Source organism: Actinomyces gerencseriae DSM 6844 (assembly GCF_000429265.1).
GTDB classification, from domain to species: Bacteria; Actinomycetota; Actinomycetes; order Actinomycetales; family Actinomycetaceae; genus Actinomyces; species Actinomyces gerencseriae.
On record NZ_AUBN01000003.1, the window covers coordinates 297,919 to 323,342 of the forward strand.

19 protein-coding genes are annotated in these 25,424 nt (G+C 71.2%); 11 read left to right on the forward strand and 8 right to left on the reverse strand.

Translation table 11 applies throughout. The annotated features are described in order from the left end of the window. Positions 1–2: 2 nt before the first annotated feature. Positions 3–245, reverse strand: coding sequence for an RNA-binding S4 domain-containing protein (locus G448_RS14660; protein ID WP_034493956.1), 243 nt, complete (start codon positions 243–245; stop codon positions 3–5). A gap of 243 nt (positions 246–488) precedes the next feature. On the opposite strand from G448_RS14660, the gene G448_RS0101335 reads away from it, so the two are divergent. From G448_RS0101335 to G448_RS0101350, 4 genes are all read left to right on the forward strand, one after another. Next, positions 489–2,813, forward strand: a complete 2,325-nt coding sequence (locus G448_RS0101335) for a right-handed parallel beta-helix repeat-containing protein (protein ID WP_245572126.1) — start codon at positions 489–491, stop codon at positions 2,811–2,813. 103 nt (positions 2,814–2,916) lie between these two features. Further along, positions 2,917–3,219, forward strand: a complete 303-nt coding sequence (locus G448_RS14665) for a hypothetical protein (RefSeq protein ID WP_051268511.1) — start codon at positions 2,917–2,919, stop codon at positions 3,217–3,219. A gap of 167 nt (positions 3,220–3,386) precedes the next feature. Then, positions 3,387–4,853: a tyrosine-protein kinase domain-containing protein gene (locus G448_RS0101345; protein WP_026406504.1), complete on the forward strand. Its 1,467-nt coding sequence runs from the start codon at positions 3,387–3,389 to the stop codon at positions 4,851–4,853. 332 nt (positions 4,854–5,185) lie between these two features. After that, a complete protein-coding gene (locus G448_RS0101350) occupies positions 5,186–6,658 on the forward strand; it encodes a sugar transferase (protein ID WP_026406505.1) in 1,473 nt (490 codons plus the stop codon). On the opposite strand, the gene G448_RS14670 is transcribed toward G448_RS0101350, so the two are convergent. From G448_RS14670 to G448_RS0101380, 6 genes are all read right to left on the reverse strand, one after another. Then, positions 6,640–7,500 (reverse strand): glycosyltransferase, encoded by an 861-nt coding sequence (locus tag G448_RS14670; RefSeq protein ID WP_051268487.1) that lies wholly within the window; start codon positions 7,498–7,500, stop codon positions 6,640–6,642. The two genes, G448_RS0101350 and G448_RS14670, sit on opposite strands and share 19 nt — an antisense overlap. Then, a complete protein-coding gene (locus tag G448_RS14675) occupies positions 7,497–8,573 on the reverse strand; it encodes a glycosyltransferase family 4 protein (protein WP_026406506.1) in 1,077 nt (358 codons plus the stop codon). The genes G448_RS14670 and G448_RS14675 overlap by 4 nt, the downstream gene beginning before the upstream one ends. Positions 8,574–8,626: 53 nt before the next feature. Continuing rightward, positions 8,627–9,544, reverse strand: a complete 918-nt coding sequence (locus G448_RS0101365; protein ID WP_026406507.1) for a WaaS/CpsH family glycosyltransferase — start codon at positions 9,542–9,544, stop codon at positions 8,627–8,629. Further along, positions 9,541–10,812 carry a lipopolysaccharide biosynthesis protein gene (locus G448_RS0101370; protein WP_026406508.1) on the reverse strand — a complete coding sequence of 424 codons (1,272 nt, stop codon included), beginning with the start codon at positions 10,810–10,812 and terminating at the stop codon, positions 9,541–9,543. Before G448_RS0101370 ends, G448_RS0101365 begins: the two co-directional genes overlap by 4 nt. Before the next feature lie 241 nt (positions 10,813–11,053). After that, positions 11,054–12,124, reverse strand: coding sequence for an EpsG family protein (locus G448_RS0101375; protein WP_026406509.1), 1,071 nt, complete (start codon positions 12,122–12,124; stop codon positions 11,054–11,056). 281 nt (positions 12,125–12,405) lie between these two features. Then, positions 12,406–13,524: an ADP-ribosylglycohydrolase family protein gene (locus G448_RS0101380; protein WP_051268489.1), complete on the reverse strand. Its 1,119-nt coding sequence runs from the start codon at positions 13,522–13,524 to the stop codon at positions 12,406–12,408. Positions 13,525–13,738: 214 nt separating this feature from the next. Between G448_RS0101380 and G448_RS14680 the strand changes: the two genes are divergently transcribed. The 7 genes from G448_RS14680 (at position 13,739) to G448_RS0101415 (ending at position 22,977) form a co-directional block, all read left to right on the forward strand. Further along, entirely contained in the window at positions 13,739–16,072 is a 2,334-nt protein-coding gene (locus G448_RS14680) for a glycoside hydrolase family 3 N-terminal domain-containing protein (protein WP_245572127.1), read from the forward strand. A 286-nt stretch (positions 16,073–16,358) separates the two neighbouring features. Further along, complete coding sequence (locus tag G448_RS0101390) at positions 16,359–16,637, forward strand: hypothetical protein (protein ID WP_026406511.1); 279 nt, start codon at positions 16,359–16,361, stop codon at positions 16,635–16,637. Further along, the gene (locus G448_RS0101395) at positions 16,634–18,043 is read left to right on the forward strand and encodes a glycosyltransferase family 2 protein (protein ID WP_026406512.1); all 1,410 of its coding nucleotides are present in this window, start codon (positions 16,634–16,636) and stop codon (positions 18,041–18,043) included. The genes G448_RS0101390 and G448_RS0101395 overlap by 4 nt, the downstream gene beginning before the upstream one ends. A 50-nt stretch (positions 18,044–18,093) precedes the next feature. Beyond that, complete coding sequence (locus G448_RS0101400) at positions 18,094–18,729, forward strand: hypothetical protein (RefSeq protein ID WP_245572128.1); 636 nt, start codon at positions 18,094–18,096, stop codon at positions 18,727–18,729. A 30-nt stretch (positions 18,730–18,759) separates the two neighbouring features. Beyond that, on the forward strand, positions 18,760–19,935 hold the full coding sequence (gene wecB / locus G448_RS0101405; protein ID WP_026406514.1) for a non-hydrolyzing UDP-N-acetylglucosamine 2-epimerase: 1,176 nt from the start codon (positions 18,760–18,762) through the stop codon (positions 19,933–19,935). A 61-nt stretch (positions 19,936–19,996) separates the two neighbouring features. Continuing rightward, positions 19,997–21,373 (forward strand): histidinol dehydrogenase, encoded by a 1,377-nt coding sequence (hisD, locus tag G448_RS0101410; protein WP_026406515.1) that lies wholly within the window; start codon positions 19,997–19,999, stop codon positions 21,371–21,373. Positions 21,374–21,471: 98 nt separating this feature from the next. After that, positions 21,472–22,977, forward strand: coding sequence for a hypothetical protein (locus G448_RS0101415; protein ID WP_026406516.1), 1,506 nt, complete (start codon positions 21,472–21,474; stop codon positions 22,975–22,977). A gap of 32 nt (positions 22,978–23,009) precedes the next feature. Here G448_RS0101415 and G448_RS0101420 read toward each other — a convergent pair whose 3' ends face one another. Further along, entirely contained in the window at positions 23,010–25,400 is a 2,391-nt protein-coding gene (locus G448_RS0101420; RefSeq protein ID WP_051268491.1) for a RecQ family ATP-dependent DNA helicase, read from the reverse strand. Positions 25,401–25,424: the final 24 nt, after the last annotated feature.

Here is a 25,424-nt window from a genome sequence, read left to right on the forward strand (position 1 = left end):
GGTCAGGGGCGCTGCGTCGGGTCCCGCTCGGATCGGACCTGCTCGACGACGGCGCCCGCGGCGCCGGTCGGCAGGCTCACCACGACGACGTCGCCGTCCGCCAGAGCGTGTCCGCGGCGGGTATCGACCTCGCCGTTGACGGAGACATCGCCGGACTGAACGGCTGCGCGCGCCCCGGCGCCGTCCTCCACGAGGCCCGCCAACTTGAGGAATTGGCCGAGTCCGATCCGGCCGTGGACGGGCACGGACGGGTGGAGGCCCCCGCGCTCCTCGTATCCTCCACCGCTCTTCGTCCCATCGCCCCGAGAAGTCATGGACCCATCCTCCCAGACCCCGGTCCCGGGCGGTCCGGCGGGGCGGGGCGAGCCGCGCACCTGCCGTGCGTCCGTGGACGCACGAACCCACTGTGTGAGATGCACGGTCGCGCTCGCCGGACGATAACGGTACGGTGAACACGGTTTTAAGCAGCCTGGAGGAGGAGGACCCGCGTGCGTCGCAGTGCAGCCAGGACAACCGGGGTGACCGGTACAGCCATCGTTGTCGCCGTACTAGCTTTCATTGCGCTCCCACTGACATCCCCGGCCGTCGCGGCCGAGTCCGGTGACGGCGTGATCCACGTATCGGCCTCGGCCGCCCAGGGCGGCGACGGATCGGCGGACAAGCCGTACGCCAGCATCGGGGAGGCCGTTGCGAGCGCCGGGGACGGAGCCACGATCGAGGTCGGGGACGGCACCTATCGCGAGGGTGAGATCTCGACCGACAAGAGCGTGACCATCCGCGCGGCGCAGGGCGCCGCCCCCGTGCTCTCGGGCGCCGAGGTCCCCACCTCCTGGTCCGCGTCCGGCAGCACCTGGTCGACGTCCGCGGACATGGTCCGCTTCTGCACGGTGTGCACCACCAACGCGGACCCGTCCGCCGAGGGCATGGCGGCGCATCCCGAGCAGGTCTTCGTCGATGGCGCCCCGTTGACGCAGGTCGCCACGCGCGAGGAGGTGACGGCCTCGACCTTCTACGTCGATGACAGTGATCCGATCACCATGAAGCAGCCGGGGAACAACCGGGCCGGGTTCAACACCAAGGAGCACCGGGGCGCCGCCTACGTCATCGGAGTGGATCCTTCCCAGCACACGGTCGAGGTCGCCCAGCACTCGCGGGCCCTGTCCTTGTCCGGCGCCAACTCGAGCCTGCAGGGCCTGACCGTGGAGAAGTACTCCCCGGTCCAGGAGTGGAGCTACGTCGACCCCGATATCGGCGGGAGCACGGGAGGCGTCATGATCTTCGCCTCAGGCAGCGGTCTGAAGATCACCGGCAACACCTTCAGGTACTCGGGGGGCGGCGCGGCTCTGGGCCTGACCAACGTGAAGGACGCGACGGTGTCCGACAACCGCCTGGTCGACAACGGGGGCGTGGGGATGGGCATCAACCGCTCGTCCAACGTCACCGTTGAGAACAACCTCTGGTCGGGCAACAACAGCAAGGGCTTCATCACCGTGGGCTGCGGGGCCTACTGCACCATGTCGGACATGAAGGTGACGCACGCGGAGGGCATTCGCTACGCCTACAACACCGTCGATTACTCCCAGTCGGGCACCGACCACTCGGAGTCGTCCTCGTGGGCGAGCAACCGGCAGTCCGCCATCTGGTTCGACGAGGGCGTGATCAACTCCAGCGTCCTGGCCTCGCACTTCGTCAATGTGCCGACCGCGATCTTCGTCGAGGTCTCGAAGAGCAACACCATCGCCTCCAACCTCATCGAAGGAGCCGGCCTCGGCATCCAGGTCGCGGGCTCGGAGAGCACTCAGGTGTGGAACAACACGGTGACGCACGCGCTGACGAGCATCTCGGTGTACGAGGACACCCGTTCCGACGGCTGCAACGCGCGCGCCGGCGATGGCTCCTGCACCATGCCCGAGAGCTGGTCGACGCAGCACGGACTGAAGTGGGACACCCTGGACACGACCATCTACAACAACATCCTGTCCTCCGAGCAGATGGCCTCCGAGGGCGATGTGTGGCGGTTCTCCGCCATGGTGCAGGTCACGGGCGACAAGGACGCCGATGGCTCGAGCGCGTTGTACGCGAACGACATGATCAAGGGCATCGACTACAACGTCTACTACCGTCAGCCCACCACACAGCCCTCGACCACCGTCCTGTGGCAGTACGGTGCGGACCGCAAGACCGACAGCATCAACGCGGCCTCCCTGTCCGACTTCTCCAGCAGCCCGAACGTGACGACGGAGGGCAAGGAGTCCCACGGGGTCGACCTGCAGGGCGCGCGGGACGCCAACCCCGTCCTGGTGAGCGAGTCGGCCGATCCCACCGCCTGGAAGACCTCCGACCTGCACGCCAAGCCGGGCGGGCCCGCCGCGGGCACCGGCACGCCGCTGCCGCAGGACATCGCCGACGCACTCGGACTCAGCGCGGGTGCCGCTGTTGATCGCGGGGCCCTGGTCAATGCCGCCTGGAAGGAGGGCGCTCCGACGTCGGGGGCGCCCGCCGCCGGAGGGGACCAGCAGGCCGCGGCGCCGGCGGACTCCTCGGCGCAGAGCGAGGCGCCCTCCGACTCCCAGAACGGGACCGACGCGACTCAGGCGGCCTCCACCGAGCAGGCCTCGCAGGGCGTTCTCGCCGCCTCCCCGGCCGATGGGGTCGGCGCGGCCGCCCAGGGCGGGGAGATGACGGCGAGGCAGCCCGCTGCCGAGGGATCCGCGGGTCTTCAGAAGACCGTGGGTCGTGCCGCCGCGGGTCTGGGCGCCGTCGCAACGGCACTGGGCGCAGTCGTCTATGTCTTCCGGGCGCGGCTGTTCTGAGGAGCAACGGCGATCCCAGCGGAAACCCCGGCTCCCCGCACGCGGCGGGGAGCCGGGGGCTCTCGCTCTGGACGTCGGCGGACGATACCCGGTGGGCGAGCGGATGCTCACACTCACGCCCCGCCTCGCGGAGGCCGTCGTGCGGGCCCGGGAGGTGCTGCTCGACGTGGCGGCCCACCACGAGGTCATCACGTACGGGGAGCTCGGCGAGGCGATCGGCGGTCTCGTCCTACCGCGGCACATGGGGCCGCTGCTCCACATGCTCGGTCATGACTGCCGTGCGCGCGACGAGCCGTCTCTTCCCTCGCTCGTCGTCAGCGCCCTCACCGGCGAGGTCGGTACCGCCGATGACTCGTGGGCCCCTCCCGCTCGTCGGGCCTGCTGGCTCCGGTGGGGGCAGGGGTAGAGTGGGGCTCCGGTGCCGCCACGCCCTAACGAGTGGGAAACGAGCTGGTATGGGCCGTGGTATTCTTCCCCGTGTCGTGGTATCGTCCCCGAGGCTATCTCTATCCACCTATCCCTGTAGGAGATACGCGACATGCTCAGTTGTGAATCTCGGTCGGTGATGGCGGTATGACATTCGAGGAACTTCTCAAGCTCACTCGCCGACAGGTTGTCGCCATCGCCATCGGTTTATTCACCGGTCTTTTCCTGTCCCTCGTGGTGGTCTGGCTGACTCCCGTCTCGTATAAGGCGTCCGCGGACGCCTATGTTCGCGTCACGGTGTCCCAGGACGGGGAGGCGCCGCAGCAGACGGACTCGTACTACGCGGCGTCCCAGCTCGCGACGCAGAAGGTCAAGGCCTTCGTGCCCGTGTTCACCTCCGACGCCGTTGCGCAGGGAGTCATCGACTCCCTGGGCCTCGACATGACATCGGCCGAGTTGTCCCGCTCCCTGTCCGCGACCAACAAGAACAACACCCTGACGATCACGGTCACCGCGACGGCCTCCTCGGCCTCCGAGGCCCGGAGCATCGCGGACGAGGTCGTGCGGCAGTCGGCCGAGCAGGTCAAGCAGCTGGAGGGGGAGGACTCGCCGGTCACGGTCGTGCTCATGTCCCCGTCGAGTCTGTCGGCCACAACCCGATCGCCGTCGGTGCCCACCTACCTCGGCGGCGGTATCCTGGGCGGGGTGCTGCTCGGTTACGCCCTGGCCCTGGGGCGCGAGGTGTGGGACAAGCGGGTCCGGTCCGCATCGGACATCGCCGCCGTCATCGACCGGCCGGTTCTCGGCGTCATCCCCGCGTCGAACGCCATCGCGCACGGCCAGGTGAATGCGGATGGCGGTCCCGGGGCGGAGGAGGCCTTCCGGAAGCTGCGCACCAACCTGCGCTACGCCAACGTCGATGAGGGCGTTCGCTCATTCGTCGTGACCTCGGGCGTGCAGGGCGACGGCAAGTCGACCGTCGCCTGCAACCTTGCTCGTGTCATGGCGCTGGCCGGCCGGCCGGTCGTCCTCATCGACGGCGATCTGCGCCGCCGAAGGCCCCAGGACGAGGGGAAGGCCGGCCGTCGTCATCCCGGGCTGACGCAGCTTCTCGTCGGCGCGACCTCCCTGGACGGGGTGCTCGTCCAGTCCGCGGTGCCCGGATTGCGGATCATCCCCGCTGGAGATCCTCCCCCGAATCCGTCGGAGCTCCTCGGCTCCGAACGCATGTCGGACCTGGTCACCTACCTGTCCTCGAAGCATGTCGTCATCATCGACGCTCCCGCCGCGCTCCCGGTCACCGATGCGGCTGCGCTCGGTGCGCACACGGACGGGGTCCTTCTCGTGGCGCGCACGGGCCGGACGACGGATGATCAGCTGGAGCAGACGATCGCAGCCATTCGTCAGGGAGGGGGCACCATCCTCGGTGTCGTCCTCAACCAGGTGCCGTCGTCCGGCCGCCGTCGTCTCGGAATCGGGGACGAGGTGACGGCGGCCGCTACTCGCGGGCAGGCGCTCTCCCGTCAAGAGGCGCCGACGGCGGGACGGCGCACGGTCGGAGTGCCGGGTGGCGCCGCCGCACCCGGGCCCACGCTGCCGGCGAGGGCCAGGTGAGTGCACGGTTCCGACGTCGCACGAATGCTCTTGCCGCACGCACAGCAGGCTTCGCCGGGCCCGCATGCTCCTCGCCGCAGGCGCTGGTTCGGTCGTCGCGGGTTCCGGCCGGCCGCCGACCACTGCCGCATCCGGCCCGGCCCCGAATCGGGCTCCCGGCCGAACGGCCACTCCGGTCGTTCCGGTCCCGCCCGCGGGTCCCTGGGACGACCCGATCACTCGGCCACTGACCCCGGGGCCCGTGCTACCCGGAGTCGCCGTCCTGGTTCCGCAGCTTTCCCTGAGGTTGCCATCTCGCGCCGCCTCGACACTTTCTCGACCCTGGAGAGACCATGTCCCGCACGCACATCGCCCCCTACGACACATCGAATAGTCCTGGTGCCCACGTGACAGCGGGATTCCAGTACCTGCTCCGGGTCGGTGACCTGGTCGTCATCCTACTCGCCATCATCGTCAACCACCTCGTGGGACTCGATGGCGGGGGATTCCTCGTCGCCTCGAGAGCCGGTCGCATCCTGCCCAACGATGTGCTGCTGGATATCGGCTTCGGCCTCAGCTGGTGGTTCCTCCTGGCAGCCATGAGCTCGTATCGGGAGCGTCTTCTCGGTTACGGTCCCGAGGAGTACCACCGCGTGCTTCAGGCCTCCGCGATCGAGTTCGGGAGCCTCGCCCTCCTGTCCTACCTGAGCGGCGCCCAGCTGCCCCGCGCCTACTTCCTGGTGGCCCTGCCCGTCGGCGTCGCGCTGCTCATCACCTGGCGCTGGGGGGCTCGCCAGTTCTTCATCAGGGCGAGGAGAAGGGGGGCCTTCACGCATCCGGCGTTCGTCGTCGGCTCACGCGAGTCGGCATCCTCGGTCATCGCGGCCATCAGCCGGCGCCCCGAGCTCGGCCTGAGGCCCTGCGGCGCCTTCCTCTCCGATGCCGATTCGTTCCGCTACGACGCCCAGCGGCTTCCGGTGCCGGTCATCGGGGGCGTTGAGGACCTGGATCGTGTCGTCGATGGGGCCGGCGAGATCACCCTGCTGATCACTCCGGCCTCCGGGCTCACCCCGCCGGCCGTGCGCAGAATCGGCCGTTCCATGGGGACGACGAGTCGTCTCCTCATGGTCCACTCCTTCCTCGACGTCTCCGGCCTGCGGCGTTACCTGCGCCCGGTCGGCTCCATATCCCTGAGCGAGATGCGGCTCGGATCCTTCGGCAGGACGAAGCTTCTCGTCAAGAGGCTGTTCGATGTCGTCGCGTCATGCGTCCTGATCCTCGCTCTCGTCCCGATGTGGATCGTGGTGCCGCTGCTCATCTGGCGGGATGATCGGGGACCGGCGTTCTTCCGGCAGACCAGGGTCGGCAGGGACGGCCGGGAGTTCAGGATCTGGAAGTTCCGCACGATGCGCGTGAACGCCGACTCCGAGCTCAGGACCCTGCTCAACAGGCAGGGGAGGGCCGACAAGCCCCTGTTCAAGGTGGACGGCGATCCACGGATCACACGGATCGGACGCCTGCTGCGACGCACATCCTTGGATGAGTTCCCCCAGCTGTTCAACGTTCTCGAGGGGTCGATGAGCCTGGTGGGGCCGAGGCCCCAGGTTCCCAAGGAGGTCGAGCTCTACGACGAGACGGCCGCGCGTCGGTTGTTGGTCAAGCCCGGGATGACGGGGCTGTGGCAGGTCAACGGGCGGTCCTCGCTGAGCTGGGAGGAGGCGCTTCGCCTCGATCTCTTCTACGTGGAGAACTGGACCTTCTCGATGGACCTGGGAATTCTAATCAAGACCATCAAGGTCGTCCTCGCTCAGGAGGGATCCGCCTGATCGGTCGTGTCGCCCTCGCGCCCGGATGATCGGCGTCCGGCGAGACCGACACGGATCTGATGCGCCCGGGTGCTCCAGCGTCGCGGCGTCGCCAGCTGCACGACGGCTCTGAGGATCCCGTAGACCGCCATCGGGTGGCCGTCGAAGTGCCTGAGCAGGATTCGGCAGCGGGACACCAGCTGCGTCCTGCGCCTGTTCTCGGAGATGCCCCCGTCCCCGGTGCGGCAGCGCACCAGGACCTGCGGGATGTTCGCCGCCTCCGACGTCGCGAGCATCTGCGCGAACAGCCCGTAGTCCTCCGCCGCGGGGTAGCTCATCGGATAGCCGCCTGCGTGGTCGTAGGCCTCCCTTCTGAACATCGCCGCGGGGTGGGTGATGGCGCAGTTGACGCGCATCCGCCTGCGGACCGCGGATGGTCGGGCGGGCTGCTCGAGCCGGTAGAGGAAGGATCCGTCGGGCGAGACGAAGTCCACCCAGGATCCGACCAGGGCGATGTCGCGATGCCCGAGGAGGAAGTCCCGCTGCTTGGTGAAGCGCTCCGGGTGGCAGGTGTCGCCGCAGTCGAGGCGGGCGATGAGGGCGAAGTCCGGGGGGGCGTTCGAGATCCCGGCGCGCAGTGCCGCGGTGATGCCGCTGTTGCGCGCCAGCTCGATGAGCCGTAGCGGTGTGTCTCCGACCGCCTCGGGGACGAGATCCCTCGCCGGGCATCGCCGTGACCCGTCGTCGACGACGATGATGAGGTCGGTCGGCTCCAACCGCACGCTCGCGAGGGAATCGACGAGGTCCTCCCCCGCCTCGTAGTAGGGGATCACCAGGCAGATCCGGTCGGTGGGCGGCGTCATTCCTTCAGGGCCTCCGAGTACAGCACGGTCAGGGCCTCGGTGAGGCGCTGCGGGCAGTGGGCGTCGAGGAGACGAGCGCCTCGAGCCCTCGCGTCGGCGAGGGCGTCCTCCGAACGGAGCAGATCGGTGACGAGAGCGGCCGCCTGCTCGGGAGCATCCGACATGAGGAGGTCGGTGTGCTCCACGGCCGCGATCCTGCGCGCGACGATCGGGGCCCCGCACGCGGCCGCGTCGAGAAGGCTCAGAGGGAATCCCTCGTAGCGCGCCGAGTGGACGTAGACGGCGCCGTGAAGAAGGTCCCTCACCCGTGCGGGGCTCAGCCAGCCCGTCACGCGGATTCCCGCCTCGGTCAGCAGCCGCCTCAGGGCGCCCTCGCCGTCCCCGATCCAGACCGCCTCGATGGCGACTCCGGACTCGCGCAGCGCTCCGACCGCATCGGCGTAGAACCGCGGGTCCTTCTGCGGGGCGATCCGTCCCACCATGGCCAGTCGGCTGATGCCGTCGGGCCGGGGGCTCGTCCGCTCGGGCCCGGGCGGCACCGTCGGCACATTCGGGATCTCGATCACGGGCAGGCGCCGGGACATCGCGCTCACGACGGCCCGCTCGTGGGGCGAGAGCACTCCGATGGCCGCTGTTCTGGTCATGAGGACGCGCTCGGCGAACCGGAACGCGCCGCTGATCGGGCGTCGGAGGTCCGGATCGTCGAACTTGAAGCAGTGAGGTTCGTAGACCACCGGTCGTCCCATGTCGACGACCCGCGTGTAGACCCCCGCCCAGCTCGAGTGCGCGTGGACGATGTCCGGGTTCACCTGGCGCGTCCTCCGGCGAGCCTCCTTGACGCGCGAGACGGCTGACCGCGGGAGCGGGACCACGGACGCCCACTGGGATGTCGCCGGGGTCTCCTCACCGGTCCACAGGAGGTGGTGCTCCGCGCGCGGCAGCGCCTGCGCCCTCAGCCTGACGGCGCGGCCGACACCGGCACCGAAGCACTCGGTGACGTGAAGAACTCTCAATGGCCGGGTCGTTCCGTCGGCCTCGCGAACCAGGCCGGGGGCCAGTACGTCGGCATTCATCAGGGCGCGTCACCTCCGCAGTTGAGCAGCCGGCACCGGGATGCCGGGCCGCGCTACCCGAACCGCCGGATCCACTGATCGAAATCATAGTGGTCCAGCGCCTCCTGGCCGGCGGGCAGTGACTCGGTTCGCATGAACTCGTCGATCCTGCCGATGTCGGGTCGGTCCAGAATGAGCACCCGGCTCGGGTCGTAGAAGACCTCGGAGGAGATCGCGTCGGAGAAGCTCAGGATCTTCTTGCCCATCATGAAGGCCTCGATCGGGCGCAGGGACAGCCCGGTCTGACCCGCCTGGGGGAGCTCGACCACCGCACGGGCCTGTCCGGTCAATCGGAGGATCTCCTCGTACGGAATCGGGTCGATCGGTTCGAGGAGCGGATAGGAGGAGATCTCCGCCCTGCTGAGGCCGTTGACGCGGAACCGGAAGCTGAAGCCGTGGCGCTCGAGCTGCTCCGCCAGCCTCGATAGCTTGCTCGCGCGTCCCTTGTTCACGCCGACGAAGAGGAAATCGAAGGCATCTCCGGAGCGGAACCGGGCGATCTCGCGGAAGGAGTAGTTCGTATTGTAGTTGAGCCCGAACCTCTCGCAGTCGCGGCGGTCGAAGGACCACGACTCGCAGACATCGGGTGGCAGCCGCGACGGGTCCGTGCCCGGACCCGACGGATTCCAGTACCAGGAGATGATGCGCTTGCCGGGCCACCGCGATCGGATATGGAGGATGGCCGGGATGATGAGGTCGCTGGATTCGACCAGAACCGCATCGGCCTCATCGACCAGATGGTCCCAGGGCTCGAACCAGATCGACGCCCCGGGCAGACCCGTCCGGAAGTGGAGGCGCCTGGCCGCGCGCGCCAGGAGATGGGGCTGCGGCCTCAGGGAGTGCGCGACGGGCACGCCGCGCTCCATGAGGCGGCTGACGTAGTAGTTCTCTCCCGCGAAGAAGCCTGAGTTGAGGATGAGTGTCTTGTTCATTGGTCGGGGGTGATCATCGTCTGCTGGTGCGGCCGGCGCCGGTCGGGCGGGCGGTCGGAGGGGTTCCTCCTCATCCGGGCGATGGCGAGGGCCGAGAAGGCGATCTTGGCGGCGTTGGCGGTCGATGCGGCCGCTGCTCCCGCCCACAGCGCGGGCGCGTCCCCCAGGTAGCACAGGAGGATGCAGGCCAGTGTGAGGCCCAGGGCCCATGCGACCACCAGGAACTGGTTCCGGTACGCGTTGAGCGCCAGCAGGCCCGCATTGAGCACGTACGTGCCCGGGTCGAGGATCGCCGCCGCGGTCAGCGACGCGATGAACCAGGGTGAGAAGCTGAAGTCCCGGCCGTAAACGGACGCGAGCAGGAACGGGCCGATGAAGAACGCCAGGACCGACAGCACGGCGCCGACCATCCCGATTCCGATCGTCGCCCGCCGGAGCCGACGGAGCAGGGCGTAGAACCCCCGCCGCGATGCGATGGACTGGTACTCGCCGATGAACATGGAGTTGAGCGAGGACCCGAGAAGGGACCCGAGCGTGAGGATGTATGCCGCGGCCGCGAACCGGCCGACGTCGGAGCGCTCGCCGAGGGCCGCGACGATCCAGGTCGGAATATTCGCCAGGACCACCGCCAGTATCTGGGCGAAGGCGACGGGGGCGGAGATCCTGAGCAGCCGACGGGCGGGATCGGGCGCCTCGATATCGCTGGGCTCCACCGCCCGATAGCGCCTCAGGACCGCCATCGCGAGCGCCATCGTGGTCGTCGATCCCAGCGACGAGCCGAAGACGATCATGGACGGATCGGCGGACAGCATCGCCATCAGACCGGACATGAGGGCGGAGACGGCTCCGTTCGCGATCATGAGCAGGCCGTACGGCGCGAGCGCCTGCCGCCGCTGCAGCGGGCCGTAGAGGAGGTCGGTGACGCCGTCGGCGACCTTCATGAGCAGGACCGCCCACAGCATCGTCGGATCCGCCCGGACCCACACCCCGATCCCGAGGAGCATGATCGCCGCCGCGCTCAGAAGGAGCAGACGGATTCTCATGTAGAGGGCGAAGGGATAGCGCTGCCGCAGGGTGATGAGAGTGTTCCTGAGTCCCCAGCCCGCTGCGATGAACAGAGGAGTCGAGTACGCCAGAAGCGTGGCGAACACCCCGGACTGCGCCACGCTTCCGTAACGCGCGAGAAGCCAGAAAACGAACCACTGTGCTATCGGAGCGATGAAGGTTCCGCCCAGAACGAGCGCTCGCGCACCCGTTTTGGAGGTCATCGCGCTACCGCGTGGCGAAAGCACTCGCCGCAGTTCTTCGCAATGACAGTCATCGTGCGTCTCCTCGATGCTGACAGTGACCGGCAGTGATTGACAGGGGCGAACAGATGCTGACAGATGCCGGTGGAGGTTGGCAAATGCCGGCGGGCTCCGGCACGGGTCGAGCCGCGCCGGAGCCGGTGCGGACGATGATGGGGGATGATGGGGATCGTGGGGCCCGGACCGTCGCGACCGCTGATCGTCATGACGGGGACCACTCGTAGGGGAGCAGGTCTCCGTAGCGGGTGAGACTGATGAAGAAGTACGTGATGATGCCGAGCCACAGCACTGCGTGACGGGCCCTCGATCCGTGGGCGAGCAGGGGAGCGATGAGCATCGGCAGGCACGCCGCGAAGTAGAGGGTGACCCGGTCGAGGACGGCGAGCTGGAGACCCACCACCTGCGCGCCCAGGCCGAGGGAGTAGAAGCGGGATGCGCAGTGGAGCTCGTCGGGAAGACTCGTGGACTGGAGGAACCAGACGACCATGAGCATGAGGGCGAGATGCACGAGGCGCCCGCGTCCCGACCCCATGTCCTGACCCAGGTAGGCGCCGTACTTGTCGCCGACCAGGTCCGTCAGGAATGCCGCGAGCGCGGCGCTCACGAGCAGAAGGCCGAGGACCACCCCTCCGCACAGCAGGACGATGCGCGCGTTGAACGTCGTGCGACGGCGGTACCGGTGGGCCAGGATGAAGGCCGGCAGGGCGATCAGGGTCGACTGGTGGACGAGGGCGGCCAGGACGAGGAGCGCCCATCCACGGCGGCGGCCCCGCAGGATGACCGCCATGCCGAAGACGAATATCGATATGGCGAGCGCCTGCCTCATGCCGTTGAACTGGAAGAGGTAGAGACCGGAGAGCGAGTAGGCGCTGATCGCCGGGAGCATCCTCGGGGCGGTCATTCGGATGGCCCCGTACTGCAGGCCGTTGGTCACCAGGGCGGTGACCACCAGGAACCAGCGCGTGCTCAGCCCGAGGAGGCTCCAGATGAATTGCCACAGGGCGAATCCCGGTTCGACGATCGACTGCTCCGTGGTATTGCTCCACGAGGCGGTGTCGATCGTGGTGTCGTACATGGACACGTACATGATCGTGTCGGTTCCCACATGCCAGGCGCGGAAGCCCGGAGCCGCCGCGAGCACGAGGACGCAGACGCAATCGATGCCCCACTGCATCGCTGACGTCCTGCGCGGCCCGTCGTCGGTCGTGCCGACGGCCGCCCGCAGCAGTTGGAGAAGAATCGTGGCGACGACGGTCGCAAGATAGATGGTCACTGGTTCCTCGAGGCGGTCGCAGGCCGATCAGGGACGAGGACGGGGTATGAAGACGAGATGCGGTCCCGATGACATCAACGAGCGGAGTGCTCATCGTCTGCTGTGTCATAGACGAAGCGGCGTCGCACGATGGGGACTCATTCGACGAGTATAACGCCGGACTCGCTCGCGGCATGACAGGACCCTATATCGTGACCGCTTTTTCATCTCCCTCATTCTGGCGTTGTCGCCGGCTCCCGGATCCCCGGGGCCCAGCAGCGGGCGCGCCGGGGCCCGTGCGGCTACCCCCTCGGACGTCCGAGCCCCGACAGCGCCGTCGCGCGCGCCAGGGACCGCAGATCGGCGGCGCGCAACGGTTCGGAGCCGGGTCCGGCCGGGAGCCCGTGAACCTTCGCCTCCCACTCGGCCGGGATCGCGGAGGCGCCCAGGTAGCTGCCCGCCACGGCGCCCGCGATCGCGGCCACGGTGTCCGAGTCGTCGCTGGCGCTCACCGCGCGACTCAGGACGAGTCGCATCCACGCGCCCGCCAGCGCCGTGCGACCGGCGTCCGGGGGGAGAGCTCCCGCCGCATGATTGGCGGCGATGAAGGCCAGGCGGGCCTTGCCCAGGGCATCGACGGTGAATCCGTCGGTGGGCGGCAGTCCGGGTCGGTCCCAGTTCATGGGGTCGTAGGCGCCCCCGTCGAAGAGGTCGTGCCAGTAGCCGCGCCGCCCCTCGTCCACCGCGTCGAGGGCGGCCAGCGGGTTGGCCCCGTTGAACGGCCTGCCCTCCCACGCGGGCGAGACGATGTTGGCGCGGATCATCTCGGCCTGGATGACGCAGGAGTCGGCCGCCAGGGGATCGGCGTGCGTCAGCGACGCCACGGCTCGGGCGGCCGCGGCGGTGGCGCGCGGGTCGTGCAGGCGAGTCAGACCCACGACGCCGTTGCGCATGAGCGCCCCGTTCCCGGCACTGCGGCCGCCGGAGGCCTCGTGGTAGTCCAGCGCGGCCCGGCGCATCCGGTCGGAGACGCCCGGCTCGCCGCGGTGACGGGCGACGGCCGTCAGGACCGCGCGCGTCTGGACACCGACGTCGGAGGCCGTGGAGCGGTACCAGTCGATGAAACCGTTCGCGATGGCGTCCAGGGCGGGACGGCTCGTCAGATCCGCCCCGGTGGCCGCCACCCGTGCGACGACCACCGCCATCTGGGTGTCATCGCTCCACTCGCCGGGCTCGTAGGGGCCCAGCCCCCCGCCCTGCATGAAGCCGTCTCCCGGCTCGGCCCCGCAGCCGGCGTCGGCGGGGCGGTGCCCGAGCTCCCACGGCACCCCGAGCGCGTCGCCGCAGGCCTGGGCCAGCAGGACTCCTTCGATGCGGTCGAGTCGGGAGTCGGACAGCGTGGCGGGTTCGCTCATCCTCATGGGGGCAGCCTACGTCGTGCCGCCGTCATGCGACTCGGCCGCGGGACCCGGGCCCGCGGCCCGGGCGGACCGCCCGCCGGCAGGACCCGGCCGCGGGGCCGGCGGCAGCCGATCCGGCACGGGAGCCGGGCCCGTGATCCGGACGCCGCCCGGCCCCGTGTGAGACTGTGAGACCATGGGCCGGTCCGCGTCGCCGTCGCCGAGGAGCCCCGCCGTGAGCGCAGTCCGCCCGTCGGAACCCGCCCTGACCCGTCATGAGCAGGCCGACGGCCCCGTCCTGGTCACCGCGGGGGCCCCGATCATCGCAGTCGATGGGCACCTCTTCAAGGATCTGTCCCGCACCGGCGAGCTCGTCGCCTACGAGGACTGGCGCCTGCCCGCCGCCGAGCGGGCCGCCGATCTCGCCTCGCGGCTGACCATCGAGCAGATCGCCGGCCTCATGGTGTACTCGCCCCACCAGATGGTTCCCAACCCCGGCGCCGGTCCCTTCCCCGGGACCTACGACGGCCTGCCGTTCGCACGGGCGGACGTCCCCGGCTGGACGCCGACCGACCAGCAGCGCGCCATGATCGTCCGGGACTGCGTGCGCCACGTCCTGGTCATCGCGCTCCAGGACGCCGCCACGGCCGCGCGTTGGAGCAACGCTCTGCAGTGCCTGGCGGAGTCCCGGCCCCCGGGCGTGCCGGTGGGCATCTCGTCCGATCCGCGTCACGGGGCGGCCGAGGCCTCCGGGGCCGAGTTCGCCACCGCGGCCGCCGACGTGTCGCGATGGCCCGAGGGCATCGGGATGGCCGCGCTGCTCGACCCCGAGCGAGTGCGCGAGTACGCCGGGATCATCTCCAGGGAGTACCGGGCGCTGGGCATCACCACCGCCCTGGGCCCGCAGATCGACCTCGCCACCGACCCGCGCTGGATGCGGCTGCAGGACACCTGGGGACCCCACCGGGGACTGGTCGTCGATTACACGCGAGCCTGTTGCGACGGCATGCAGACCACGCCGCCCGTCGGGATCCCGGCCTTCGGCCCTCCCGCCGCGGTGAGCGCCGCCGACGCGGGATGGGGCGGCGCCTCGGTCGTCGCCATGGTCAAGCACTGGCCCGGTGGCGGCACCGGGGAGGGCGGGCGCGACGCCCACTACGGATTCGGCAAGTTCGCCGTCTACCCCGGCGGCAACGCCGCCGAGCACCTGCGCCCCTTCACCGACGCGGCCTTCGAGCTGCCCGGGCCCACCGGCGCCGCCGGTGCCGTCATGCCCTACTACACGATCTCCTGGGGCTACCCCGGGCGGGACGGGGAGCCCACCAACAACGGCTCCGACGGCTCAGCGCCGCGCGCCAACGCCTACAACCGGTGGATCGTCCACGACCTGCTGCGGGAGCGGTGCGGCTACGACGGCGTCGTGTGCACCGACTGGGGCATCACGGCCGACCCGGATGCGGAGATCAACAACTTCGGGCAGCGCTGCTACGGGGTGGAGGATCTGGACGTCGTCGGCCGTCACCAGCTGGCCATCGACAACGGGATCGACCAGTTCGGGGGCAGCTGCGAGCCCGGCCCGATCATCGAGGCCTACCGGCGCATCGCCGCGCGCGATGGGGAGCGGGCGGCCCGCGCCAGGTTCGAGTCCTCCGCGGCGCGCCTGCTGCGCGCGTTCTTCCGCGTCGGGCTGTTCGAGAACCCCTACCTGGACCCCGCCGAGTCGACCGCCGTCGTGGGCTGCGAGGCCTTCGTCGCAGCCGGACGCGCCGCTCAGCGCGACAGCCTGGTGCTGCTGAAGAACCGCGGAGCCGGCGGTGATGGCGCCGGCCGGGTCCTGCCGCTGGCCGAGGACGTCGCCCGCATCCACGTGCCGCACCGGCGCGTCGATGCCCGGCTCGGCTTCATGCGTCAGGTCGAGCCGCCCCGTGATATCGACCCCCTCGTGGCCGGGGCGTGCCCCTACGAGCGCGCGGCCGACCCCGACTCGGCCGATGCCGCCGTCGTCTTCGTCGAGTCCCCCCTGACCGATCCCTACTCGCTCGAGGATCGGGAGGCGGGCGGCAACGGCTACCTGCCGATCTCCCTCCAGTACGGCCCCTACACGGCGAGCACGGCCCGGGAGCGCTCCATCGCCCACGGCGACGACCGGGAGAGGGAGCACCCCGATCGCGCCTACCGCGGCAAGACGACCCGCGCCGCCAACGCATCCGACCTCGCGGCCGTCATCGACGCCCGCCGGGCGATGGGGGAGCGGCCCGTCATCGTGATCATCCGCATGCACAACCCGACGGTCCTGGCCGAGCTCGAGCCGTACGCCGACGCGATCGTCGTCGATTTCGGCGTTCAGCAGGAAGCGGTGTGGAGCCTCCTGCGCGGTGACGCCGAGCCCCGCGGCCTGCTGCCCATGACGCTGCCGGCCTCGATGGAGGCCGTCGAGGCGCACGCCGAGGACCTGCCCTTCGACTACGAGCCCTACGTCGATGCCGCCGGGCACGCCTACGCCTTCGGCTACGGAATGGGATGGGACGGGATCATCGAGGACGATCGCACGCGCCGGTACCGGCCCTGATTCTCAACGATTCTCAACCGCTCCGCACGGACGGCGCCGGATGATCGCGGGCGGACCGCCGAGCGGCGACCGCGAGTCCGCGAGCCTCCATGACGTACCGAGCGGCCACTGTGAGATACTCCATGGACCCGATACGATCACGTCATCACGTGCGGTGCTCGCCCCTGGTTAGTCTGTGGGCACATCACGTCTCGCTGTTCCGAGCACGGCCTGACGTTCCTGTGCGAGAACGCGGCGTCCCCCGCGGGGCTCTCCGCGTACCACCGAGTGCCGATTGACCTGAACCATGTACTTCCCTGATCTCAACGGCGCGGGGCATGCTCTGTCCATCCCCGCCGCCCCAGCCCAGCAGCATCTCGATCTGATCCCCCGGCTCCTCCTGGACGTCGCCGGGACGGCCTTCCTGGTCATCGTCCTGCTCCTCGTCGGGCTCAACCTGTACGGCGCGGTCTACCGCGCGCGCTCCCTTCGCGGCATCCGCGGCGTCGTCTACCGGCCGCGCCACGCGAGGCCCCGGCCCCTGCGCGGCGCCGCTGTCCATGAGCCGACGGCGGTGAGACCATGAGCGCCCTCGACCTGATCGATCGCATCGCCTGGTGGGGCGCGCTGGCAATGGTCGTCGTGGCCCTCGTCTACACCCTGGCCCTTCTCGTCATGTCCCGTCGCCGGCCCCGCCGCTCGGTCGACGGCCCGGGGGCCGGGCCCGACCCGGGCATGCGCATCGTCGTCCTCATGCCCTGCCTCAACGAGGCCGAGGTCATCGCGGCCTCCGTCCAGCGCCTGCTCGACATCGACGATCCGGGACTGCACGTCATGGTCATCGACGACGGCAGCGACGACGGAACCGGAGACGTCGTCGAGGCCATCGGCGATCCGCGGGCCGAGGTCCTGCGACGGGTCCTGCCCAACGCCCGCAAGGGAAAGGGGGAGGCGCTCAACAACGCCCTCGCGGTCGTCCGCGAGCGCTTCTCCGTCTGCGATCCGAACTCGGTGGTCATCGGAGTGGTCGATGCCGACGGCCGGCTGGATCCCCATGCGATCGCCGAGGCGCGCCGGGCGTTCGCCCCGGCCGAGGTCGGCGCCGTGCAGATGGGGGTGCGGATCAACAACCGGTTCCACTCGCTGCTGGCCCGCATGCAGGACATGGAGTTCGTCGTGTTCACCTCCGTCTTCCAGGAGGGGCGCAGGCATCTGGGCAGCGTCGGCATGGGCGGCAACGCCCAGTTCGCGCGCCTGTCCGCGCTCAACGCCCTGGGGCGCAGGCCGTGGACGAGGTCGCTGACCGAGGACTTCGACCTGGGCGTGCGCCTCAACGGCGCCGGTTGGACGAACGAGTACTGGGGCAGGGCGGCCGTTCACCAGCAGGGCGTCACCAGCGGCCGCCGCCTACTGCGCCAGCGCACCCGTTGGTTCCAGGGCAATCTCCAGTCCGTCCACCTCCTGGGGAGAGTCGCCCGCGAGCAGCACGGCCTGTCCCGGGTGGATTCCCTGTGGCAGATCCTCACGCCCTCGGTTCTCCTGGCGGGGTCCTTCCTGGCCGCCTCCTTCCTGGCGGCCCTCGTCCTGACGCTCACCGCGGCGGTGCGCGGTGCGCCCCAGTCCTGGGCCTGGGTCCTGAGCGCCTACCTGCTGGCCTTCGGCCCCGGCCTGGTCTTCGGATGGCTGTACTGGCGCGTCGAGCGCAGCGAGGGCCTGGGCCTGCTGCGCATGGTCGCCTACTCCCACCTCTTCGTCCTGTACGGGCTCATGCCCTGTCTCATCGGCTGGCGCGCGCTGGCCCGGCAGGTCACCGGTCGCACCGGCTGGGCCAAGACGGCGCGCGAGTCGGAGGAAACGGAGCAGGTCGCCGCGGCGCCGGCGACGGCGTCGATACCGGGCCGACCGCCCGCCCTGCCGCAGGCCCGGTCGCTGCCCGGCGCGGACGCCCTGGTGCCATCATGGCGGGTGGCGACCGTCGAGGCCACTCGATGAGGAGGACGGGCAGGCGGTTCACTCGGCTCTCACGGCGTCGCATCATCGTCGTGGTGCTCTCCGCCGCGCTCGTTCTCGGCGGCATCGCCGCCGTCGTCCACGTCATGACCGGCCGCTGCCAGTGGAGGACCGTTCACCACGGCTACGGGGAGGTCTCCTGCTCCGAGGACGCCGTGCGCCTGAGCCCGCAGGCCTCGACCCGCTCGGACGAGACGCATGCCGCCCTGGCCACGGCCAGAGGCATCGCCGTCGAGAAGGGCACGACCCAGACGATCACGGCCGCGGTGCGCACCGACGCCCAGCTGCGCACCGGAGGCGACCCCAATCCCTGGGAGGTCGCCTGGCTGCTGTGGAGCTACACCGACGACCAGCACTTCTACGCCGTCGTCCTGAAGCCCAACGGCTGGGAGATCAGCAAGGAGGACCCGGACTACCCCGGGGCCCAGCGCTTCCTCGCCTCGGGCGACGCCCCCGCCTACCCGATCGGCACGGCCCTCGAGGTCGTGGTGACGGTGACCACCGCGGACGACGCCGTGACCATGACGGTGAGCGTGGACGGCGCCGAGCTCGCCACCGTCACCGATGAGGAGAACTCCTATCCATCCGGAGCCGTCGCGGCCTACACCGAGGACGCCGCCGTCACCGTCGGCCCGGTCTCGCTGACGGCCGGGTCCGCGTCCAGCTGAGAGCACCAGACCATGAGAAGAGATGAACCCATGACCGCGCCCAACACCCCCCTGACCGCCATGCTCATCTACGGCACTCGGCCCGAGGCCATCAAGATGGCCCCGCTCGTGAGGGCCATGAGGGACGACGAGCGCTTCCGGCCCGTCGTGGTCGTGACCGGGCAGCACCGCGAGATGCTCGACCAGGTCAACGACTTCTTCGCCATCGCCCCCGACGTCGACCTCGACATCCACTCCCCCGGGCAGTCCCTGACCCGGGTGACCACCCGGACGCTGACCGGCGCGGGCGAGCAGATCGAGGCGCTGGAGCCCGACGTCGTCCTCGTCCAGGGCGACACCACCTCCGCCTTCGCCGCGGGCCTGTCCGCCTTCTACCACGAGGTACCCGTCGCGCACGTCGAGGCCGGCCTGCGCACCGGCTCGATCGCCTCGCCCTACCCCGAGGAGGCCAACCGGCGCCTACTCAGCCAGATCACCTCCCTGCACCTGTGCCCGACCGGGCGCAGTCGGGAGAACCTCCTGCGGGAGGCCTTCGACCCCGCGACGGTCCTGGTCACCGGCAACACCGTCATCGACGCCCTCCTCGACGCCGTCACCCGGCCGGTGCCGCCGACCGATCCGGCACTGGCCGAGGCCCTGTCCGATCCCGCGCGGCGCGTCGTCCTGGTCACCGCGCACCGGCGGGAGTCCTGGGGCGAGCCCATGGAGCGCATCGGCCGGGCCGTCGCGCGCCTGGCCCGGTCCCACCCCGACGCGCTGCTCGTCCTGCCGGCGCACCGCAACCCGCGCGTGCGCGAGGCCCTGCTGCCGCGCATCGCCGGCTGCGACAACGTCGTGGTCACCGAGCCCCTCGAGTACGGTCAGTTCTGCACCCTCATGCACCGCGCCGATGTCGTGCTCACCGACTCCGGCGGCATCCAGGAGGAGGCGCCGGCCCTGTCCAAGCCCGTTCTGGTCATGCGCGAGAACACCGAGAGGCCCGAGGCGATCGCCTTCGGGGTCGCCCGGCTCGTGGGCACCGACGAGGAGCGGATCGTGGCGGAGGTCTCCCGCCTTCTGGACGACCCCGACGCGTACGCCGCCATGGCCAGAGCCGTCAACCCGTACGGCGACGGGCACGCCGCCGCTCGCGTCCTGGCGGCGCTCGCGGCCGCCTTCGACCGCGGTGAGCGCCTCCCGGACTTCGACCCGGCCCCCGGCCGCTGAGACGCCCGGCGCGCCGTGGTGCGCACCGGGACGCCCGGTCCGGCCCGGCTAGCATATCCGCGTGCTCACCCGAATCGATCTGCGCGAACAGGACCCCTCCGCCCGCGAGCTCGTCGAGGCGCTGCCCCGCGCCCGACTGGACGTCGCCGCCGCCATGGCGGCGGTGGTGCCCGTCATCGAGGACGTGCGCGTGCGGGGCGCCGCCGCGGTGCGCGACGCCTCCGAGCGCTTCGACGGGGTGCGCCCCGAGCATCTGCGCGTGCCCGCGACGGCCATCGAGGCGGCCCTGACCGATCTCGACCCGGCGGTGCGCGAGGGCCTCGATCTGTGCATCGCCCACAACCGCGCCGGTCATGCCGCCCAGCTTCCCGCTGAGACCGTCACCGAGGTGGTCCCCGGGGGACGGATCGTGCAGCGGTGGATCCCGGTGCGCAGGGTCGGGCTGTACGTCCCCGGGGGGCTGGCGGTCTACCCGAGCTCGGTGGTCATGAACGCGGTGGCCGCGCAGGTCGCCGGCGTCGAGCGGATCGCGCTCGCCTCCCCGCCGCAGGCCGCCTTCGACGGTCTGCCCCACCCCACGATCCTGGCCGCCTGCGCGCTGCTGGGCGTGACGGAGGTCTACGCCGCCGGCGGCGCCCAGGCCATCGCCCTGCTCGCCCACGGAGCCGCGGCCGACGACGACGTCGATCGGGCCGATCTCGCGGCGGCGGAGCTCCCCCCGCGGGCGGGAGGATCCACGAGCGGGATGCTGTGCGAGCCCGTCGACGTCGTCACCGGCCCCGGCAACGTCTACGTGGCGGCGGCCAAGCGGGCCGTGCGCGGCGCGGTGGGCATCGACGCGGAGGCCGGGCCCACCGAGATCGCCGTCCTGGCCGACGCGAGCGCCGATCCCGAGTACGTGGCCGCCGACCTGCTCTCCCAGGCCGAGCACGACCCGAACGCCGGGAGCGTCCTCATCACCGACTCTCCCGCCCTCGCCGACGCCGTCGATTCCGCGCTGGCGCGCCGCCTGGCCGCCACCAGGCACTCCGAGCGCGCCGGCGCCGCGCTGAGCGGGAGGCAGTCGGGGACCGTCCTGGTGCGCGATCTCGAGCAGGCCGTCGCCGTCGCCGACGCCTACGCCGCCGAGCACCTGGAGGTCCACACCGCTCGCGCACCCGAGGTCGCCCGCCGCATCCGCAATGCCGGGGCGATCTTCGTCGGCCCCCACAGCCCCGTGCCGCTGGGGGACTACCTGGCGGGCTCCAACCACGTCCTGCCCACCGGCGGCACCGCGCGCTTCAGCTCGGGCCTGAGCGTCATGACCTACCTCAAGCCCGTCCAGCTCATCGAGTACGACGCCGCGGCCCTGGAGGCGTTGACCGACCCGCTGGCCGCGCTGGCGACCTGCGAGGACCTGCCGGCGCACGCCGAGGCCGTCCGAGCGCGTCGGGGCTGACGCCCTCCGCGATATCGGAGCACGACCGGCCCGAGCCGATGAGTACGCGTCCGGGTGCGCGGGGCGCCTCGCACCCGGACGCGCAGTGAGGAGGAACCATGGCGCATCGCGCGGGCGGGCCCAGCAGGCGTCAGGCCCTGTCCTGGGCCACGGGCGCCGCCGTGACGGCCGCCGTCGTGACGGCGTGCGCGCCCGGGGGACCCGATTCCGACGAGGAGCAGGAGGCCGCCGTCGCGCGGCTCGACGTCGTCGATTCAGCGGGCGTCCTGCTCGACCTCGACGGCCTGCGCCGGGTTCAGTCCAACGGTGCGGGCGAGGACGGCTGGGACGACCAGCTCCTGGACACCGACACCCTGGAGGTCCTGGCCCACGCGCCCCTGTACGAGGACGACGAGGCCAGCGCCGCCGTCGATCTGCCCGACGGCGGCGCCGCGACCCTGACGCTGTCGTGGCCCACCGGCCACGGCTACTCCGCCCTCATGGCGGACATCCCCGGTCCGGGCCGCTACTCCCTGGCCGAGCTCGCCGCCCGCTCCCTGCACGGGCGTCAGCAGCCCCGTCTCGATTCCCTGACCTCCTCGCGGACGCGCACCGAGGTGCAGACCCTGCGGGACGGCGCGGCCGCCGCCCTGGACGCCTGCTCCTCGAGCTCCGACCCGGTCGAGCGCGCCGTTCACGGCGCCGAGGCCCTGGAGGCGGCGGCCGGGGCCCAGCTGGCGCTCGACGAGGCTGGCCTGGCGGTCGCACCGCACGACGCCGTCATCGGCGTCACCTTCACCCGACCACCCGGTGCCGCCCAGATCTCGCAGGCGACCGGTATCGGCGGGGGACAGCGGCGGGTTGCGGCCAGAATCGTCGTCGACGACGCCGCGGACGCCGACGAGATGGACTCCTGGCGGCGGACCATCGCGGCCCTGCACGCCGCTGGGGCGCTCGCCCTGGTGCAGGTCTGCGACTCCCAGACGATGACGGCCTTCGGGCCCGGGGCCTGGGACGCGCGAGTGGCGTCCCTGGTGACCGGGCTGAGCCAGGCCGACGCCTGGGAGATCGGCAACGAGCTGGGCGGCTCATGGCTCGGAGACGACGCCGTTGAGAAGACCCTGCGGGCAGCGCGGGCGGTGCGCGCCGACCCGGCCACGGCGGACGCCACCACCGTCGTGACCCTCTACTACCAGCTCGGCCAGGAGTCGGCCGAGAGCTCCCTCCTGACCTGGGCCGGCAACGGGCTCGTCCCCGAGCTGCTCGATCTGACGGACGTGCTGGGCCTGTCCGTCTACCCTCAGCTGCACCCGCTGGGCACGGGCGCCGACCGGGTCCTGTCCACCCTCGCAGAGGCCTTCCCGGATCAGCGCGTGGCCCTGACCGAGCTCGGCTACGGCGGGGACGACCTGGACTCCGGTCCCTGGTGGTTCGGCTCCCAGCAGGACACGGCGACCGCCCGCACCGCCACCGCGCGTCATCTCACCAGCGCGGCGCTGGGCCGCCAGAGGGCCTGGGGAGCGCCCTTCTGGTGGTACTACCTTCAGGATGAGGAGCCCGGGGCCCCGGGCGGTCCCGTGGACGAGGTGCTCAGCGACGTCGCCGCGGGTTCCCAGGACCGGTAACCGGGCCGGCGGCGGTGGGGCTCGCCCGCGGCTCAGCGCTGGGCCAGGACGAAGGGATGCACCGACGCCGCTCCGGCGCGCAGCAGCGCGGATGCGGCGACTGTGAGCGTCCAGCCCGAGTCGGTCCAGTCGTCCACGAGGATCACCCGCGCCCCCCGGAGCCGATCCAGGGAGTCGCGGCGCCACCCGTCCAGGGTCAGGGAGCGCGCCACCTCGGCGAGCCGGTGCGCGCTGCCGACGTCGTGCCGCCCCGGCTCGCCGTGCACTCCGACGATCCCCAGGGGCCTGGCGGCGAGGTGGCGGGCCAGGGCGCGACCCACCTGGCGCACGAGCCGGGGGCGGCGTCGGGACTCGATGATGACGACGGCCGGAGACGCGCAGGCCCGATCCGGGCCCGGTCCCTCGCGCCCCGCCCCGGCGCCATCGGCATTATCGGCACTGCCGGCACTATCGGCGTCCCCGGAGCTCGTGACGAGATCCGCGAGGCGGTCGGCCACCTGGAGGATCGGGGCGCGCAGCGCGACGGGAACCTCGGCGTCGGCCCCCGACTCCAGCAGGTCGCGCAGGGCCCCGGCCACGCCCAGACCGTCCATCCTCCCCACGGCCATACCGGTGGCGGCCCGCTCGGACTCCGTGATCCGGCCGCGCAGGGCGGGCAGTCCGAGCCGATCCATGCCGACGGGCCACTGCTTGCGGGGCGTCAGGGCCACCCCGACCCGGGCCAGTGAGATCCGGGCCTCCTCCACCTCCCGGGCCTGCGCCGTCCGGGGCAGGACGAGGCCGCCGCACAGGTCGCAGGCCCCGCAGCGCCATCCGGCGCTCATGTCCGGGTCGTCGAGGGCCGAGCGGAGGAAGGCCATCCGGCACTCGGGGGCCTTCAGCGCCTCGTAGTGCAGCATCGCCTCCTGCTCGGCCGCCCGGGCGGCCTCGACGCGCGCGTACCTCTGCGCGTCGTAGGCCCAGGGACGACCGGTGGACTGCCATCCGCCGCGCACCCGTCGCACCGCGCCGTCGACGTCCAGGACCTTGAGCATGGACTCCAGCCGGCTGCGGCGCAGGCTCGTGGAGGTCTCCAGAATGCGTGTGCTCAACGGCCCCGCGCCCGTCGCGGCCGCCTCGTCGAGAGCCGCCAGCACCTCGCGGACCGCGGGCTCGGGGGGAAAGCCCTGGGAGCCGAACCAGTCCCAGATGGAGCGGTCCTCGGCCCCGGGCAGGAGCACCACCTCGGCGCGATCGACCCCGCGGCCGGCGCGCCCGACCTGCTGGTAGTAGGACACGGGAGAGCTCGGAGCCCCCATGTGAATGACGAAAGCCAGATCGGGCTTGTCGAAGCCCATGCCCAGGGCCGAGGTGGCCACGAGCGCCTTGACCCGGTCGGCCTTGAGGGCGTCCTCGAGCCGCTCCCGCTCGGCCGCGTCGGTCCGACCGGTGTAGGCGGCCGCCTCCAGCCCCGCCTCGCGGAGGCGCTCGGTGACCTCCACGGCCGCCGAGATCGTCAGGCAGTACACGATGCCCGAGCCGGATGCGCCGCGCAGATAGGCGGTCAGCCACGCCAGGCGCGATGCGGCATCGGGCAGGCGGCGCACGCCCAGGTGGAGGGAGTCCCGCTCCAGGGTCCCCCTCAGGACGAGGACCCGCTCGGCCCGGCGCCCCGGCGCGGAACCGGCGAGCTGCTCGGCGACGTCCGCGGTGACGCGGGCATTGGCGGTCGCCGTGGTGGCCAGGACCGGCGTGCGCGGGGGCAGGCTCGCCAGCAGGGTGCGGATGCGCCGGTAGTCGGGGCGGAAGTCGTGGCCCCAGTCCGAGATGCAGTGCGCCTCGTCGATGACGATCAGGCCGGCGTCGGCTGCGAGGGCAGGGAGGACCTCCTCCCGGAAGGCCGGATTGTTGAGCCGCTCGGGGGACACCAGCAGGACGTCGACGGCGCCCTCGCGCACCCGGGCCTCGATGTCCGGCCACTGCGCGGCGTTGGCGGAGTTCATGGTGACGGCGTTGATGCCGGCGCGCCGGGCCGCCGCGACCTGGTCGCGCATGAGGGCGAGCAGGGGCGAGATGATCACCGTCGGCCCCGACGCGGGGCCGTCCATCGACGCGGCCGCGGAAGCGGTTGACGCGGCTGCGGACGAGGACCTCGGGCCCGGCCCGGGGCCGGCCCCCGGAGGATCGGGCGCGGCGGCGGGGGTCCGGCCCTCGCGCAGCAGGACGGTCGCGACGAAGTAGACGGCCGACTTGCCCCAGCCCGTGCGCTGAACCACCAGTGCACGACGGCGATCGACCACCAGGGCGCGGATGGCGCTCCACTGATCGTCCCGCAGACGGGCGTCGCCGCGTCCGACGAGCTCGCGCAGCACCGCCTCGGCGCGCTCGCGGACGGGGGAGAGGTCGGCGTCCACGGGCGCCGACCGGCTGATGGGCGGGCTCATACCGCCACAGTAATCCGACCAACC